This window comes from Kitasatospora sp. NPDC057595, from assembly GCF_042800875.1.
Lineage (GTDB): Bacteria > Actinomycetota > Actinomycetes > Streptomycetales > Streptomycetaceae > Kitasatospora.
In genome coordinates, this window is sequence record NZ_JBHVGL010000014.1 from 198,362 (window position 1) to 212,639 (window position 14,278).

Here is a 14,278-nt window from a genome sequence, read left to right on the forward strand (position 1 = left end):
CCTCAGCCGGTCGGCGGGCGCGGATCGCCCGGACGGGTGGTGGAGCCGTCGGACGGCTCACCGGCCGGCCCCGGGTCGCAGAGCGGGCAGGGCGTGAGCCCGCGCTCCCGGACGGTGGAGGCGTCGACGGGCGCGGCGGCGGCCTTACCCGCCACCAGCGGGCAGTCCGGGCGGTGGTAGAGCGTGCCACCGGGCACGGCCAGCGGGGCGCCGGTGGCGGCGGCCGGCGCGTCGTCGCCGGGCCGCGCCGGATCGACGAGCAGGGCGTACAGGTGCTCGATCCGGCGGTCCGTGGCCGTGGGCGCCCCCGAGAGCGGCGGTGACGGCGGTCCGGGGCGGCCGCGCCCGGGCGGGCGCACGGCGACCAGGACGGCGCCCGCCACGATCAGCGCCGCCCCCGGGACGGTCGCCGACGCCAGGTAGGGGACCTGCTCCTCGACAAAACGCTCGCCGGACACCCCGTACCAGCCCAGCACGCAGAGCACCGCGCCCACGGCGACCAGCGCCCATCCGGCCCACCCGCCGTTCTCCCGGGCCGAGCGCACCGCGCTCGCCGCCGCGCCCTTCGCGCGGTTCGTACCGCTTGGTCGCCCCTGTGTCCCGGATTGCGATTCGTCCATGGATCCGCCTTGATGGTGTCACTTGCGACGTTTCCAGGATCGGCCTGGAACAGCATCCGGAACGGCGCGAACCGGCCCGAGCGGCGCCCGCGAGGCGCGCCCGCCGGTTCCGCCCGCCCCGGCCGTCGAGAGCCGTCGAGAGGAACACCATGCACGTGAGGCAGAGCGGTACCCGGCGGGCCGCCGGCCCGGTCCTGCGGTCGGCGGGCGCCCTGCTCGCGCTGCTGCTGGCGGTCGCGGCGGCCGCCTGCAGCAGCGGCAAGTCGGAGTCCTCGACGGCGAGCCCGTCGCCGCCCGCCGCGACCGCCACCGCGACCGGCACCGAGACCGCGACCGGGACCGCGACCGGGACGATGACCGCGACGGCCACGCAGACGGCCACCGGGACCACGAGCCCCAGTCCCGGGGCGACCGCGCCCGCCGACCCGGCGGCGGCCACCTCCGAGATCACCGCCAACTGGCAGAAGTTCTTCGACCCGACCACCCCGATCCCCGAGAAGGCCGCGCTGCTCCAGAACGGTGACACGCTGCTGCCCGTCCTGGAGGGCTTCGCCCAGGACCCGCGGGTCGGCCAGGTGCAGGCCAAGGTGACGAACGTGGCGTTCACCTCCGCGACCGAGGCGACCGTCACCTATGAGCTGTCCCTCCAGGGCAGCGTGGTCGAACCGGCCGCGACCGGCCAGGCGGTGCTGGACAACGGCACCTGGAAGGTCTCCCGCGCGACCCTCTGCGGACTGCTGACCCAGGCCGCCGGTGCCACCGGCACCCCGATCCCCGGATGCAGCTGATCCCTGCCCCGCGTCGGCGCCCGCGCCCCGCCGCCCCCGCCCTCGCTCTTGCCCTGGCCCTCGTCCTCGTCCTCGTGCTCGTGCTGTCGGCAGGGGTGGCCGGCTGCGGGACCCGCCTGCCGCCCGATGCCTTCGGCGCCCGCCCCACCACGGCGGGCGCCACCGGGACCGGGCCCGGGGGGAGCGCCGCCGGGAACCCGGCCTCCGACACCGGCGTCACCCCGACCGAGATCCGGGTCGGCATCGTCACCTCGCTGACCAGCCCCGTCGGCAGCGAGGTGTTCAGCGGTCCGCGCTACGGCGCCCAGGCCTTCTTCCAGGCACTCAACGACCACGGCGGCCTGCACGGCCGCACCGTCAAGGTCGTCACCTGCGACGACGGCGGCAGCGGCATCGGCAACCAGGACTGCGTGCACCGGCTGATCGACCAGTCGCACGTCCTCGCCTTCGTCTCCGGCAGCGTCCTCGACTACGCCGGCGCCCCCTACGTGAGCGGCAAGGCGGTGCCGGACGTCGGCGGCCAGCCGATCGGCACCGCCTACGACCGCTGGCCGCACCTGTACGGCATCTACGGCAGCAACGCGCCGCGCGACGGGCACGCCGTCGGCTGGAACGGCACCCTCTACCAGTCCACCGAGGTGTTCCGTTTCTTCAAGCAGAAGCTGGGTGCCACCAGCGCCGCCGTGGTCGCCTACAACCAGGCCGACTCCGCCCGCTACGCCGCCCAGCTGCGCGCCGGCCTGGAGGCCGAGGGCTACCGAGTGCTCGTCCAGACGGTGGACTTCGCGCTGCCGAACTTCCAGGCGGTGGCCGCGGCCGTGCGGGCGGACGGCTCGCAGTTGCTGTTCGACGCCATGGACACCCGGGGCAACGCCGCGCTCTGCCGCTCCCTGGACGAGTCCGGGGTCCACATCACCGCCAAGGTGACCAATGTGCAGAACTGGTCGGAGTCGGTGCGCACCGACTACCAGGCCTCGCCCACCTGCCGCAACGAGCTCTGGGCCACCTCCTCCTCGCTCAACTACGAGGACGTCGGCCACCCGGCGGTGGCCGCGTTCCGGGCGGCGATGGCGCGCTACTACCCGGACCGCGAGCCGCTGCTCTCGGCCTGGGAGCTGGAGGGCTGGGCGGGCGCCCAGTGGCTCACCGACGCGATGGACTCCTGCGGCGCGGACCTCACCCGGGCCTGCGTCGAACGGTTCATGAACCGCCCCGAGCCCTACGACGCGCACGGGCTGATCCTGCCCGCCTCGTTCGTCCCCCAGCCCCCGCCGACCGGGCTCACCCGGGCCTGCCTGAACGCGGCCCGCTGGCAGGACTCCGCCGAGGGCGGGCGCGGCGGCTGGGTCACCCAGGTGGCCTCGATGACCACCACCTGCTTCGACGTGCCGCAGCTGCCGTACCAGCCGTGAGCCGCCCGGCCCCCTGGTGGTGGATCAGCCGAGGCGCTCCACCACGACCATCGCCGCGTCGTCGTCCAGCCGCCCGCCGACGTACGCGAGCAGGTCGCGGCGCAGGTGGTGCAGCAGGGCCGCCGGGCGTTCGGCGGGGTGGGCGGCGGTCCGTTCGGCGGTCCGCTCGGACAGGGGGTAGAAGCGCCGCGCGTCGTCGCGGGCCTCGATCACGCCGTCGGTGTAGATCAGCAGCCGGTCGCCGGGCAGGAACGCGAACTCCTCCACCGAGTAGGGCTCCGGGGCCAGTTCGCCGAGGCCGAGCGGCGGCGCGGTACGGCCGGGCTCCAGGGTGGTGACCAGGCCGTCGTGCAGCAGGAGCGGCGGCGGGTGGCCGCAGTCGACCAGCCGGATCACCGCCTCGTCGTCCGGGATGTCCAGGACGAGGGCGGTGATGAACGACTCGCCGCTGTCGTCCGTGGCGGCGGACGCGGACGCGGCGGACGTCGTGGTTGCGGGGGTCGCGGGGGTCGGTGCTGCCGGGGAGGCATGGGCCGGCGCGTAGCCGGGCGGCGGTGGACGGGCGCCCGGCCGGAGCGGGGGCGGGAGCCGCGGCTGCTCCTCGGCGCCCCGGTCCTCGGCGCCCCGGTCCTGGGTGCCCCGGTCCTGGGTGCGCTGCTGCTCCGCGAGCTGGGCGAGGTCCCAGGCGATGCTGCCGTCGAGGTAGCCGACCAGGCCCGGCAGCTCGGCGTGCAGGTGCGCGGCGGCCCGGAACGCCCCGAGCAGCAGCGCGGCGTCGCCGAGCGAGGACAGGCCCTTGCCGCGCACGTCGCCGACCAGCAGCCGGGTGCCGACGGTGGTGCGGGCCGCCGCGTAGAGGTCGCCGCCGACCTGGGCCTCCGCCTCGGCGGCCAGGTAGACCGAGGCCAGGCGCAGCGGGCCGATCCGCTCGGGCAGCGGGCGCAGCAGGACGCGCTGCGCCGCCTCGGAGACTGAGCGGACCTGGGCGAGTTGGCGCTCGTGGCGGTCGCGCAGCGCGCGCAGGCCGACGATGAGGGCCGAGACGGCGATCAGGGCGCCGAGCTGGGTCTCGTGGTTGGCGGTGGTGAGGCCGTCGCGCAGGATGCCGATGACGGTGAGCCCGGCGATCGCCAGCACCGCCACGACGGCGGTGGCCCGGGCACCGGCGACGGACGCGGTGAGCGCGGGGGCGACGATCAGCAGCGGGCCCAGGTGGATGCTCGGCGGGGAGAGCACGTCGACCACCGTGATCACCACGATCAGCGCGAGCGGGACCGCCGTCATCGCCCGGCGGCCGGGCCGCCGGGAACGGCGGCGGTCGCGGGAACGCCGGTCGTCGGGGTGCCCCGCGCCGGGGTGCCGCTCGCGGGGAGGCTGCCGAGGTGGCACCTCTCCTCTGTACACCGTCCGGGTGGTCCGCCGCACCCCGAGCCGGTCGGTGGTCCGGCCCGGCCGGCGGCCGGGTCAGCCTTCGCTCGGCCTTCGCTCGGCCTTCGCTCAGCCTTCCGAGCCGTAGCGGGCGAGGTAGTCGGCGAAGCGGGAGACGTCCTCGTCCGACCAGTCGGTGAAGCGGGCGGCGAAGGAGAGCCGCCGCTGCTCGTTGGCCTCGCGCAGCAGGGTCAGCCCGGCGTCGGTGGCGAGCAGGATCTGCCCGCGCTGGTCCTCCGGGTCGGTCTCGCGGCGCAGCAGCCCCAGCTTCTCCAGGGCAGTGACCTGGCGGCTCACCGTGGACTTGTCGAGCATGAAGTGCGCGGCGACGTCGGCGGCCCGGCAGCCGCCGCGCTCGGTGATGAGGTCCAGGATGCTGTAGGTGACCAGCGAGAGGTCCGGGTGCAGCTGGGACGCCTTGTGGCGGGCGCGGCGGGCGAAGGCGGTCAGCTCGCGCTGGATGGTGGCGATCGACGTCTCGCGGTCGGGCACGGTGACCTACCTCCTCGGGGCCTCGGGCTTTGTTGCACTATACAACGAGTTTGGGGGTGGAGGGGCGACGGGGCCGCCAGGCACGCGCGGCCGCGATCCGCCGGGTGGCGCTCGGGTGAGTGGCGAACAGTAGCTCAAGCACCCGCGGCGGGTCGACGTCGGAGACGTTGGTGACCGCCAGCCTGCGCTGCATCGCGATGAACTGCTCGACGTCCCCGGTCAGTTCGAGGGCGTGCCGGTCCGCCCGGGTCTCCACCCGACGGCTCACCGCGCACTGCACCGGCCCGGACAGCGCCCCCAGCAGCGCGGCGACCGCCGCGAGCAGCGGCAGCGACCGCGGATCGGCCGCGTCCGTCGCGCCCGCCGCCGACAGCAGCGCGTCCCAGCCGGAAGCCAGGCCCAGCAGCACGACCACGACGGCCGCGCCCACCGCGCCCAGCACCGTGCCGGTCAGCACGTCCCGGTGCTTGACGTGCCCCAGTTCGTGCGCGACGACCAGCTCCACCTCGCGCGGGTCGGCCGTCGACAGCAGCGTGTCGTACACGACGATCCGCCGGGTCGCGCCCAGGCCCGAGACGTAGGCGTTCAGCGCCGTGGTGCGGCGCGAGGCGTCGGCCACCAGGACGTCCCGCACCCGGACGCCGTCCCGCTCGGCCAGGCCCAGCAGTGCCTCGCGTTGCGGGCCCGGCTCCATCGGGGTGAAGCGGTTGAACACCGGCTCGACGAGCAGGGGGTAGAGGAAGGAGAGGGCGGCGGTCAGCAGCGCGGCCACGCCCGCCGCCGGGATCCACCAGCGGTCCGGCGAGCGGTCGGTGAGCGCGTAGAGGCCGAAGGCCACCGGGAGGGCGAGGGCCAGCGTCAGTGCCAGCCCGCGCAGGACGTCCACCGCCCAGCCGGCCCAGCCCTGGGTGACCAGGCCGAACCGGGCCCGCACCGACCGGGCGCCCGCCCCGAACGGCAGCTGTGCCAGCTGCCCGAGCAGCACCAGCGCGGCGGCGCCGGCGAGTACCTCCGCCGTCCGCGAGCCGCCGAACCATCCGCCGACCGTCGAGACCAGCCCGGCGCCGGCGGGCGTCAGGCCGAGCACCAGGGTCAGTGCCAGGCCGGTGAGCCGTCCGCCGAGCGCCCACGGGAGCTGGCTCCTGCGCAGCGCGCGGCCGCGGGCGCGTTGGGCGGGGGTGAAGTCGGGCGCCGGGGCGGGGTGGTCGCCGCCCGGAGTTGGGCTGACAGAATCTGTCATCTGTTATCCGTCATCTGAAATCTGTCAGCTGTCAACTGTCAGCTGTCAGGCGTCGGCCGTCGATCGTCGATGGTCATCTTGTCCTTCGGTCGTCAGCATGTCACTCCTCGGCGGACCCCGTGGCGCCGTGGGTGCCCGCGCGGAGCAGCTGGTGGCCGAGGTCGACCAGCGCCCGGCCGACCGCGAAGTCGTCGCCCACCGCCGGCGCCGGGGCGTCCAGCGGATTGCGGTGGGCCAGCGCGTCGCTGTGCAGCACGGTGCCGTCGGCGTCGAGCACCGCGTGCACCCGGGTGGTGTCGCGGTCCTCGACCACGTGCAGGCTCAACTGCCAGTCCTTGGTGCGGACGGCCGTCTGGCCACCGCCCGCCGCCTCCGAAGCCGTGGCGGCCGCCGCGAGCGGCGCGGGCGCTGCGGCGGTCCCGTCCGCCCGGACGATCACCACCGGGCACGACCCGTGCACGGCGCAGCGTGTGCTCACCGACCCCAGCAGCGTCCGGGCGAACGTCCCGCGGCCCCGGCTGCCGAGCACCAGCAGATCGGCGTCCTCGGCGGCCTCCAACAGCGCCTCGGCCGCGTGCCCCAGCACCAGGCTCTCCGTGACCGGCACCGGCCGCCGCGCACCGATCACCTCGTCCACCTCGGCGGTCAGCGTCCGGCGAGCCGACTGCTCGAAGCCGTCGTCCACCATCGGGGCGAACCAGCCGTACAGCGACGGGTACTCCCACGCGGCCACCGCGTGCACCGTCGCTCCCGTCAGCACCGCCTGTCCGACCGCCCAGCGCAGCGCCGCCTTCGACGGCGCCGAGCCGTCGATCCCCACGACGATCCGCCGCCCGGTGCCCGTGGTCCCACTGCCCGTGGTCCCGCCGCCCGTGATCCCGGTGTCCGTGGTTCCGTTGCCGGCCATGACCCACACCGCCCGCCTGCCGTCACGGCCCCGGCACCCTCGCGGGGCCTCCACGCTTCCACGCTGCGCGCCACCCCGGGCGCCGCGCCAGGGACGGAATGGCCAAGGCGCGGCAGCGGGTTGGGACGCGCGGGCCCGGAGCGGGCGGCCCCGGACGCCGGGCGACGGGCGGGTTTCGATTGTGGAGGCGGGGCGAAGGCGGCGCGGGGGAGTGGCGTAGGCTGACCGCTTCCGGATCGACCTTGGGGGAACAACTCATGCGCCGTGCCGCGGCCGCCGTCGCCCTGCTGATCGGGCTGATACCCGTGGCCGCCTGCGGGCCGGACGACCCCGATCCGGCCGCCGTGAAGGCATCGAAGTCGGCCAAGGCGGCGGCCGACGCGGCCGCCGCAAAGGCCTCGCCCGGTGCGTCCGACGGTTCCGCCGCCCCCGGCGACCAGGAGTCCGGCGACACCGCGGCGCCCCGTCCCGACGGCAGCATCACGGTGGCGTTCGCCGGGGACGTCCACTTCGAGGGCCGCACCGAGGCCCGGCTCTCCGTGCAGCCGCCCGAGACGGCGCTCGGCCCGATGGCCAAGACCCTCTCCGCCGCCGACCTGGCCGTGCTCAACCTGGAGACCGCGATCACCGAACGCGGCGCCCCCGAGCCCAAGACGTACACCTTCCGCACCTCGCCCAAGGCGCTCACCGCGCTCAAGGACTCCGGCGTCGACGTCGTCTCGCTCGCCAACAACCACGCGGTCGACTACGGCGCCGACGGTCTCACCGACACCCTCGCCGCGAAGGCCTCCTCGCCGGTCCCGATCGTCGGCTTCGGCCGCAACTCCGAGGAGGCGTACGCCCCGTACGTCAGCACGGTGCGCGGGGTGAAGGTCGCGGTGGTGGCGGCCAGCCAGGTCGAGGACCTCACCAACCAGAAGTGGCGGGCCGGCGCGAACAAGCCCGGCATCGCCTCGGCGCTGGACACCGCCGCGCTGCTCAAGGCGGTCGGCGAGGCGAAACGCCAGGCGCCGGTGGTGCTCGTCTACCTGCACTGGGGCGACGAGGGCAAGGCCTGTCCCACCGCCGCGCAGACCGCGATCGCCAAGAAGCTCGCCGCCGCGGGTGCGACCGCCGTGGTCGGCACGCACGCGCACACCATGCTCGGCGCCGGGATGATCGGGGACACCTACATCGGGTACGGCTTCGGCAACTTCCTCTGGTACGGCACCTCCAACTACGCCAACTCCAACGAGACCGGGGTCACGACGCTGACCGTCAGCCCGGCCGGCAAGGTGCTCGGCGAGGCGTTCGCCCCGGCGAGCATCGACGACAAGGGCGTGCCGGTGCCGCAGTCCGGTGCCGCCGCCACCGCCGCCCTCAAACGCCGCGACGGTCTGCGCGGTTGCACCGGCCTGGCCCCCGTTCCAGGCCCCGCCGCCGCGTCGGTCGGCGCGTCCAGCACCGGGTCCGGCACCGGCACTGCCTCGGGCGCCGCGCGGACCCCTGCCCCCACGCCCACGCCCACGCCCACCCGCACCGCTTCACGCTGAGCGGTGGACGGCGGTGATCGCTACGGTGTACTTCCCGGGGCCCGACCGGCCGACGAAGGAACGTGGGGGCGTGCGGTGATCGAGGCGGAGCTGAAGGCGGTGGTGCGTGAACCGGACACCGTGCTGCGACGGTTGGAGGACGCGTACGGGCCGGGGCGCGCCGAGGTGTACCGGGACACCTACTACGACACGGCCGGCGGTCGGCTCTCCGCAACCGACCGTGAGTTGCGGATCCGCGAGCTGCCCGCCGCGCTCGCGGCCGTCCGGGCGGTGCTGGCCGGGCTCGGCGTGCCGGAGGGTGACCTGACCGTCGAGCCGTACACCGCCGCCGTGGCGGCCGCCCGCCTTCGTCCGCCTCGACCGTGACGCGCCGTCAATCCTTGTGGTCCGCCTCGCCGTGCTTCCAGTAGCCCTTGCTGTGGACGCGTTCGCGAGGCAGCGCCCAGTCGGTCAGCAGGTGACGGCGCACGGTGGCCACGGAGTTCGCCTCGCCCGCCAGCCAGGCCGCGGTGCCGGCCGGGAGGTCGGTGGTGAGCAGGGTGTCCGCGAGCGTGCGGCCCTTCGGCAGGCCGGGGTCGCGGGTCAGCCAGTGCGCGGTCAGGCCGACCCGGTCGGGCAGTGGCACGGCGGACCCGGCCGCGTCGCCGACCTCGACGAACAGGGAGACCGGGACGGCCGGCGCGAGGTCGTCGAGGATGGTGAGCGCGGCGGGCAGGGCGCTCTCGTCGGCGGCGAGCAGTACATGGCCGGCGTCGTCGAAGGAGGGGCGGCGGCCGCGTGGCCCGGCCAGTCGGGCCGGATCGCCGGGGCGGGCGATCTCGGCCCAGCGGGACAGCGGACCGTTGCCGTGCAGGACGACGTCGATGTCCACCTCGCGCTCGGCCGGGCGGTGGTGGCGGATGGTGTAGGCCCGGGAGTGGCCCTCGGGAAGCCCCAACTTGACCCACTGGGTGGGGTGTTCGATGGCGAGGGTGTCCAGGCTGGGTCCGGTGAAGGTGAGCCGGACGAGGGCGGGGGTGAGCGGGGTGACGGCGACGACCCGTACGTCGTGGGTCGGCCGGGGGCGACGGAACACGGTGACTCCTGGCGGGGATCCGGTGCGCGCGGGCGGTCGACCCGGAGGTGAACACGGGCCGGGCGCGGCGCAGTTGGGAAGGGGATGGGTCAGCGGGAAAGGTGCTGGTCGAGCAGTGCGTCGACAAACGCGGCGTCCAGCGGGCGGCGCAGCACCAGCGCGCGGTGGTAGAGCGGGGCGAGCAGGGTGTCCAGCAGGACGGCGGCCTCGTCGGCACCGATCTCGTCGGCACGCGTTCCCGAACCCGCACCTGCGTCCGTAGCCGAGCCCGATTCCGACTCCGCGCCCGCGCCTGTGCCGATTCCGAGGCAGGCGCGGGTGTGCGCGATGTCCCGGGCGCGCAGCTCGTCCAGGAACCCGCCGTGCAGCAACTCGGCGGTCCGGGCGTCCAGTTGGGCGTGGCCGAGGAGCGCCTGGAGGACCTGGCCGGCCGGTTCCGTGCCGAGGAAGGCCGCGAACCGGTGGACGTAGGCGCGCAGGTCGGCCGGACCGGAAGGCGTGTCGGACGGCCAGGCCAGGGCGGTGGCCGCGTCGAGGACGAGGTTGTCGAAGAGGATGTCGACCTTCGACTTCCACCACCGGTAGATCGTCTGCTTGGCGACCCCGGCGGCGGCGGCGATGCCCTCGATGGTGAGGCCCTCGAAGCCCACCTCCACCAGGAGGTCGTCGGCGGCGTTCAGCACCGCCAGGCGCGCGGCCTCGCTGCGCCGTCCGCTGCCGGTACCGCCAACGGCTCCGGTGCCGCTTCCGCTCCCCGCCGGGGTGGCGGCGCTCGCCCGGCCGCCGACGGCGCGGCTTCCGGTGGCGGGGCGGGGCTGGGCGGCGATGGCGGGTCGGTCCTTGTCCGGGGGCCGCTGCGGGCCGGTGGCGGTGGGCACGGCCATCCTCTCACGCCCGCTCGGGACGGGTGGTCGGCGCCTGTCGGGCTCCGCGCGGCCGACGCACCAGCCCCGCCGCGATCACCAGTGCCAGCAGGGCGACCACGGCGCTGAAGGCGACCCCGCCGGTCCGCAGGTCGGTCACCCGCACCAGCACGCCGACGCCGATCACCGGCAGCGAGAGCATGGTGAACAGCACCGCGAAGAAGGCGGACACCGTCTCGCCGCGCTGCTGCGGCGCCACCCCGCCGTTGATGGTGCCCAGTCCGGTGCCGATGGCCGTGCCGGTGGCGAGGCCGTTGACGCAGGCGCCGAGCAACAGCGGGGCCAGTGTGCCGCCGAGCAGTGCTCCGGCGACCAGTCCGGCGGCCAGCACCAGCCCGGCGCAGGCCAGCGGAAGCGCGCGGGCCGGCGGCAGGATCCGGACGAGGAGCTGTCCGACGGCGGTGGAGAGGAAGGCCAGCGCGACGACGAGCCCGGTCAGCGCGTGGTGGTGCAGGTGGAGCACGGTGGCCAGGAAGAGCCCGCTGACCGCCGTCAGCACACCGGTGACGGCGAATCCGGCGCCGCCGGCGAGCGCGGCGCGCAGGAAGTCGGCGCGGATCGCGGGCGGGACGCGCAGCGGCTGGAGGCGCAGCCGGAACCGGGACGCGGCGCGCAGCTCGGCGGGCACCGTCTCGGGGACGGCGAGCAGGCCGAGCAGGGCGGCGCCGGTGAGGACGAGCGTGACCGTCCAGGGGAGCCGCAGCGGCGAGCCGGCCCATTCGGCGAGGCCGCCGGCGAGCAGGGTGCCGCCGGCCAGGCCGCCCATGTTGGCGGCGAGCGCCAGGGTCTGGGCGCGCAGTCGGCGCTCCGGCGGGGCGAGGTCGAGCAGGGCGGCGGTGGCGGCGCCGGTGACCAGGGCGGCGCCGAAGCCGGACAGCACGCGGGCGGCGAGCAGCCAGGGCAGTGAGTCGGCGGCCTCGAACAGCCCGGCGGCGGCCGCGGCGAGCAGCAGGGCCGCCAGCAGGACGGGCCGGCGGCCGATCTGGTCGGAGAGCCGGCCGAGGGCGAGCAGTCCGGCGACCACGCCGAGCGCGTAGACGGCGAAGACCACCGTGACGGTGAACGTCGAGAAGCCGAAGCCCTGTTGGTAGAGGGGGTAGAGCGGGGTGGGGACGGTGGTGCCGGCCATGGTGACCCAGAAGGCGAGGGCGACGGCGGCCGGGGCGAGGCGACCGCCGGGGCGTCGGGGCGGGGCGGAGTGCATGGGTGTTCCTCGGGTGGGGAGACGGGGATGGCTCGGAAGGAGTGAAGACGTGAAGATGCGAAGGCGCAGACGTGCGGAGGCACAGAGCGTGGAGGCTCGGAGCGCCAAAAGTGGACGAAACGTTGCGTCTCGATTCGACGCCGCGACCGTAGCACTGGACGCAACGTTGCGTCTAGATTCCTCGACCGCCCGGCCCCGGCGCTCCGCCCGCGCCACCGACCGCAGTTGACGCCCCCGCAGGGGTCGCCGGGCCGCGCGCGGCCTCTCGGCGGCTCCGAACAACTGTGTTAGGTTAGGCTTGCCTAATGTTGCTGGTCGGAGGGGATTTTCCTGTGCAACAGTCCGAACTCGCCGGCGCCGTCGCGATCGTGACCGGCGCCGGGCAGGGCATCGGCGCGGCCGTGACGCGCGCGCTCGTCGCCGCCGGCGCCGTCGTCGCCGCAGCCGACCGCAACCCCGGCCCGCTCGCCGCCCTCGCGGACGAACTCGCGGAACGGCCGGGCGCCCCGGGCGCGAGCGACCCGGCCACCGGCGGCCCCGTTCACCCCTACCTGCTGGACGTCACCGACGCGGCCGCCGTCGAGTCCACCGTCGCCCTGGTCGAGCGTCAACTCGGCCCGGTCGGGATCCTGGTGAACGTCGCGGGGATCCTGCGCGCCGCGCCGGTGACCGAGCTGAGCGACCAGGACTGGGCCGACACCTTCGCGGTCAACACGACCGGGGTCTTCCACGCCTCGCGCGCGGTCGGGCGACGGATGGCCGGGCGCGGCGGCGGTGTCATCGTCACCGTCGGCTCCAACGCCGCCGGCGTGCCGCGCACCGGGATGGCCGCCTACGCGGCCTCCAAAGCGGCGGCCACCATGTTCACCCGCTGTCTCGGCCTGGAACTCGGCCGCTCGGGGGTGCGCTGCAACATCGTCTCGCCCGGCTCCACCGACACCGAGATGCAGCGCGCGCTCTGGCGCGACGACGCTGCGGCCGCCGAACAGCGCGTCATCGACGGCGACCTGTCCGGCTACCGGGTGGGCATCCCGCTCGGCCGGATCGCCCAACCCGCCGACGTCGCCGAGGCGGTGGCCTTCCTGGTCTCCGACCGGGCCCGCCACATCACCATGCACGACCTCTACGTGGACGGCGGCGCCACCCTGCGCGCCTGACACCCCGGCAGTCCGAACACCGTGCCGCCCGGGCCGTGCCGCCCGGGCAGCCGGACGCCCGGGCACCCGGTGGCCCGGACCGCCGCGCGGACCGCGACCCGGGACGAGCGGCGCCCGGACCCGCCGCCCCGCCGGGGGCCGCACCCCACCGGGGGCCGCACCCCACCGGGGCGCGCCCCGAACCACACCACCCGCCGACCGCCGCGAACAGCGACGCCCGGCGACCACTCGCAGACTGGGAGAATCCAGGTGACCACCGTGCACCACGCCCCCGCCGGGACGGACCACACCGTCATCGGCGCGGCCAGCGGGCTGCTGGGCCAGTATCGGGCCGCGCCCGACGAGGCGTTCTTCGCCTCCCCGACCCGCACGCTGCTCGCCGAGGGCGTGCACGCCCGGGTGCCCCAGGACGGGCGTCCGCTGGCCGAACGGGTCGCCGACACCCTCGCCCGGGCCCGCCGGGACGGCATCGAACACCCGCTGGTGGTGGGCGCGGTGGCGTTCGACCACGACGGCCGGGCCGAACTCGCCGTTCCCGCCCGGCTGCGCGGCTGCGGCGCGCTGCGCGACGACCCGCTGATCGCCCTGCCCGCCCCGGCCGCCGACCGGATCGACTGGAACGTCCGCCCGGTGCCCGCCCCCGAGGCGTACGGCGCCGGCGTCGCCGAGGCCGTGAACCGGCTCCAGGAGGGCGAGTTGAGCAAGGTGGTGCTCGCCCGCACCCTGGAGCTGCAAGCCGACCGCCCGCTCGACCTGCCCGCGATCCTCCAGCGCCTCGCCCGCCGCGACCCCGGCGGCTACACCTTCGGCGTTCCGGCCGGCGGCGGGCGCACCCTCATCGGCGCCAGCCCCGAACTGCTGCTCTCACGCCACGGCGCCGCCGTCGTCGCCAATCCGCTGGCCGGCTCCGTGCCGCGCAGCGCCGACCTCGGCGAGGACGTCCGGCGCGCCGCCGCGCTGCTGGAATCGCCCAAGGACCTGCACGAGCACGCCTTCGTGGTGGAGGCCATCCGCGCCGCGCTCGCCCCGTACTGCCGCACCCTGGACGTGCCGGAACGGCCCACCCTGGTGCGCACGGCCGCGATGTGGCACCTGGCCACCACCATCACCGCCGAACTGGCGGACCCGGCGGTCTCGGCCCTGGAGCTGGCCGTCGCCCTGCACCCGACCCCGGCGGTCTGCGGCAGTCCGACCCCGCTCGCCCGCGCGGCGATCCGCGAGATCGAGCCGTTCGACCGGGGCCTGTACGCGGGCATGGTCGGCTGGGGCGACGCGGACGGCGACGGCGAGTGGGTGGTCACCCTGCGCTGCGCCGAGGCCGACGAGCGGACGCTGCGGGTGTTCGCCGGCGCGGGCGTCGTCGCCGAGTCCCGGCCGGAGGCCGAACTCGCCGAGACCAGCGCCAAGTTCCGTACCTTCCTGGACGCCGCGGGGGTACCGCGGTGAGCGATCCGACCACCCCGGGGGACTCCGTGACCGAACCGCTCGACCTCGATCCGG

At 75.5% G+C, this 14,278-nt stretch carries 14 protein-coding genes; 6 read left to right on the forward strand and 8 right to left on the reverse strand.

The features are described from left to right. Positions 1 to 2 precede the first annotated feature (2 nt). Positions 3 to 620, reverse strand: a complete 618-nt coding sequence (locus ACFU9E_RS22140) for a hypothetical protein (RefSeq protein ID WP_380715265.1) — start codon at positions 618 to 620, stop codon at positions 3 to 5. Positions 621 to 769: 149 nt separating this feature from the next. Between ACFU9E_RS22140 and ACFU9E_RS22145 the strand changes: the two genes are divergently transcribed. Beyond that, on the forward strand, positions 770 to 1,408 hold the full coding sequence (locus ACFU9E_RS22145) for a hypothetical protein (protein ID WP_380679798.1): 639 nt from the start codon (positions 770 to 772) through the stop codon (positions 1,406 to 1,408). Next, positions 1,399 to 2,820 (forward strand): ABC transporter substrate-binding protein, encoded by a 1,422-nt coding sequence (locus ACFU9E_RS22150; protein ID WP_380679801.1) that lies wholly within the window; start codon positions 1,399 to 1,401, stop codon positions 2,818 to 2,820. Before ACFU9E_RS22145 ends, ACFU9E_RS22150 begins: the two co-directional genes overlap by 10 nt. 24 nt (positions 2,821 to 2,844) lie before the next feature. Here ACFU9E_RS22150 and ACFU9E_RS22155 read toward each other — a convergent pair whose 3' ends face one another. From ACFU9E_RS22155 to ACFU9E_RS22170, 4 genes are all read right to left on the reverse strand, one after another. Next, positions 2,845 to 4,209 (reverse strand): PP2C family protein-serine/threonine phosphatase, encoded by a 1,365-nt coding sequence (locus ACFU9E_RS22155; RefSeq protein ID WP_380679804.1) that lies wholly within the window; start codon positions 4,207 to 4,209, stop codon positions 2,845 to 2,847. A gap of 108 nt (positions 4,210 to 4,317) precedes the next feature. After that, a complete protein-coding gene (locus ACFU9E_RS22160; protein ID WP_355362720.1) occupies positions 4,318 to 4,740 on the reverse strand; it encodes a MarR family transcriptional regulator in 423 nt (140 codons plus the stop codon). Positions 4,741 to 4,777: 37 nt separating this feature from the next. Beyond that, positions 4,778 to 5,980: a M48 family metalloprotease gene (locus ACFU9E_RS22165; RefSeq protein ID WP_380679807.1), complete on the reverse strand. Its 1,203-nt coding sequence runs from the start codon at positions 5,978 to 5,980 to the stop codon at positions 4,778 to 4,780. Positions 5,981 to 6,080: 100 nt separating this feature from the next. Next, on the reverse strand, positions 6,081 to 6,887 hold the full coding sequence (locus ACFU9E_RS22170) for a universal stress protein (RefSeq protein ID WP_380679810.1): 807 nt from the start codon (positions 6,885 to 6,887) through the stop codon (positions 6,081 to 6,083). Between the two features lie 257 nt (positions 6,888 to 7,144). On the opposite strand from ACFU9E_RS22170, the gene ACFU9E_RS22175 reads away from it, so the two are divergent. Beyond that, the gene (locus ACFU9E_RS22175; protein WP_380679813.1) at positions 7,145 to 8,419 is read left to right on the forward strand and encodes a CapA family protein; all 1,275 of its coding nucleotides are present in this window, start codon (positions 7,145 to 7,147) and stop codon (positions 8,417 to 8,419) included. 75 nt (positions 8,420 to 8,494) lie between these two features. Beyond that, entirely contained in the window at positions 8,495 to 8,785 is a 291-nt protein-coding gene (locus tag ACFU9E_RS22180) for a CYTH domain-containing protein (protein ID WP_380679816.1), read from the forward strand. Between the two features lie 7 nt (positions 8,786 to 8,792). Here ACFU9E_RS22180 and ACFU9E_RS22185 read toward each other — a convergent pair whose 3' ends face one another. From ACFU9E_RS22185 to ACFU9E_RS22195, 3 genes are all read right to left on the reverse strand, one after another. Next, complete coding sequence (locus tag ACFU9E_RS22185; RefSeq protein WP_380679819.1) at positions 8,793 to 9,494, reverse strand: siderophore-interacting protein; 702 nt, start codon at positions 9,492 to 9,494, stop codon at positions 8,793 to 8,795. 89 nt (positions 9,495 to 9,583) lie between these two features. Continuing rightward, positions 9,584 to 10,372: a TetR/AcrR family transcriptional regulator gene (locus ACFU9E_RS22190; protein WP_380679822.1), complete on the reverse strand. Its 789-nt coding sequence runs from the start codon at positions 10,370 to 10,372 to the stop codon at positions 9,584 to 9,586. 10 nt (positions 10,373 to 10,382) lie between these two features. Beyond that, positions 10,383 to 11,621, reverse strand: coding sequence for an MFS transporter (locus tag ACFU9E_RS22195; protein WP_380679825.1), 1,239 nt, complete (start codon positions 11,619 to 11,621; stop codon positions 10,383 to 10,385). A gap of 305 nt (positions 11,622 to 11,926) precedes the next feature. Between ACFU9E_RS22195 and ACFU9E_RS22200 the strand changes: the two genes are divergently transcribed. Together ACFU9E_RS22200 and dhbC are read left to right on the forward strand one after the other, a co-directional pair. Then, the gene (locus ACFU9E_RS22200; protein ID WP_380679828.1) at positions 11,927 to 12,778 is read left to right on the forward strand and encodes a 2,3-dihydro-2,3-dihydroxybenzoate dehydrogenase; all 852 of its coding nucleotides are present in this window, start codon (positions 11,927 to 11,929) and stop codon (positions 12,776 to 12,778) included. 243 nt (positions 12,779 to 13,021) lie between these two features. Next, a complete protein-coding gene (gene dhbC / locus ACFU9E_RS22205) occupies positions 13,022 to 14,224 on the forward strand; it encodes an isochorismate synthase DhbC (RefSeq protein ID WP_380679873.1) in 1,203 nt (400 codons plus the stop codon). Positions 14,225 to 14,278: the final 54 nt, after the last annotated feature.

Excerpts from the sequence above, each read along its gene's own strand:
- ACFU9E_RS22140 (WP_380715265.1), bottom strand. The coding sequence starts at position 620 with ATGGACGAATCGCAATCCGGGACACAGGGGCGACCAAGCGGTACGAAC.
- ACFU9E_RS22145 (WP_380679798.1), top strand. The coding sequence starts at position 770 with ATGCACGTGAGGCAGAGCGGTACCCGGCGGGCCGCCGGCCCGGTCCTG.
- ACFU9E_RS22150 (WP_380679801.1), top strand. The coding sequence starts at position 1,399 with ATGCAGCTGATCCCTGCCCCGCGTCGGCGCCCGCGCCCCGCCGCCCCC.
- ACFU9E_RS22165 (WP_380679807.1), bottom strand. The coding sequence starts at position 5,980 with ATGACAGATTCTGTCAGCCCAACTCCGGGCGGCGACCACCCCGCCCCG.
- ACFU9E_RS22170 (WP_380679810.1), bottom strand. The coding sequence starts at position 6,887 with ATGGCCGGCAACGGAACCACGGACACCGGGATCACGGGCGGCGGGACC.
- ACFU9E_RS22175 (WP_380679813.1), top strand. The coding sequence starts at position 7,145 with ATGCGCCGTGCCGCGGCCGCCGTCGCCCTGCTGATCGGGCTGATACCC.
- ACFU9E_RS22195 (WP_380679825.1), bottom strand. The coding sequence starts at position 11,621 with ATGCACTCCGCCCCGCCCCGACGCCCCGGCGGTCGCCTCGCCCCGGCC.
- ACFU9E_RS22200 (WP_380679828.1), top strand. The coding sequence starts at position 11,927 with ATGTTGCTGGTCGGAGGGGATTTTCCTGTGCAACAGTCCGAACTCGCC.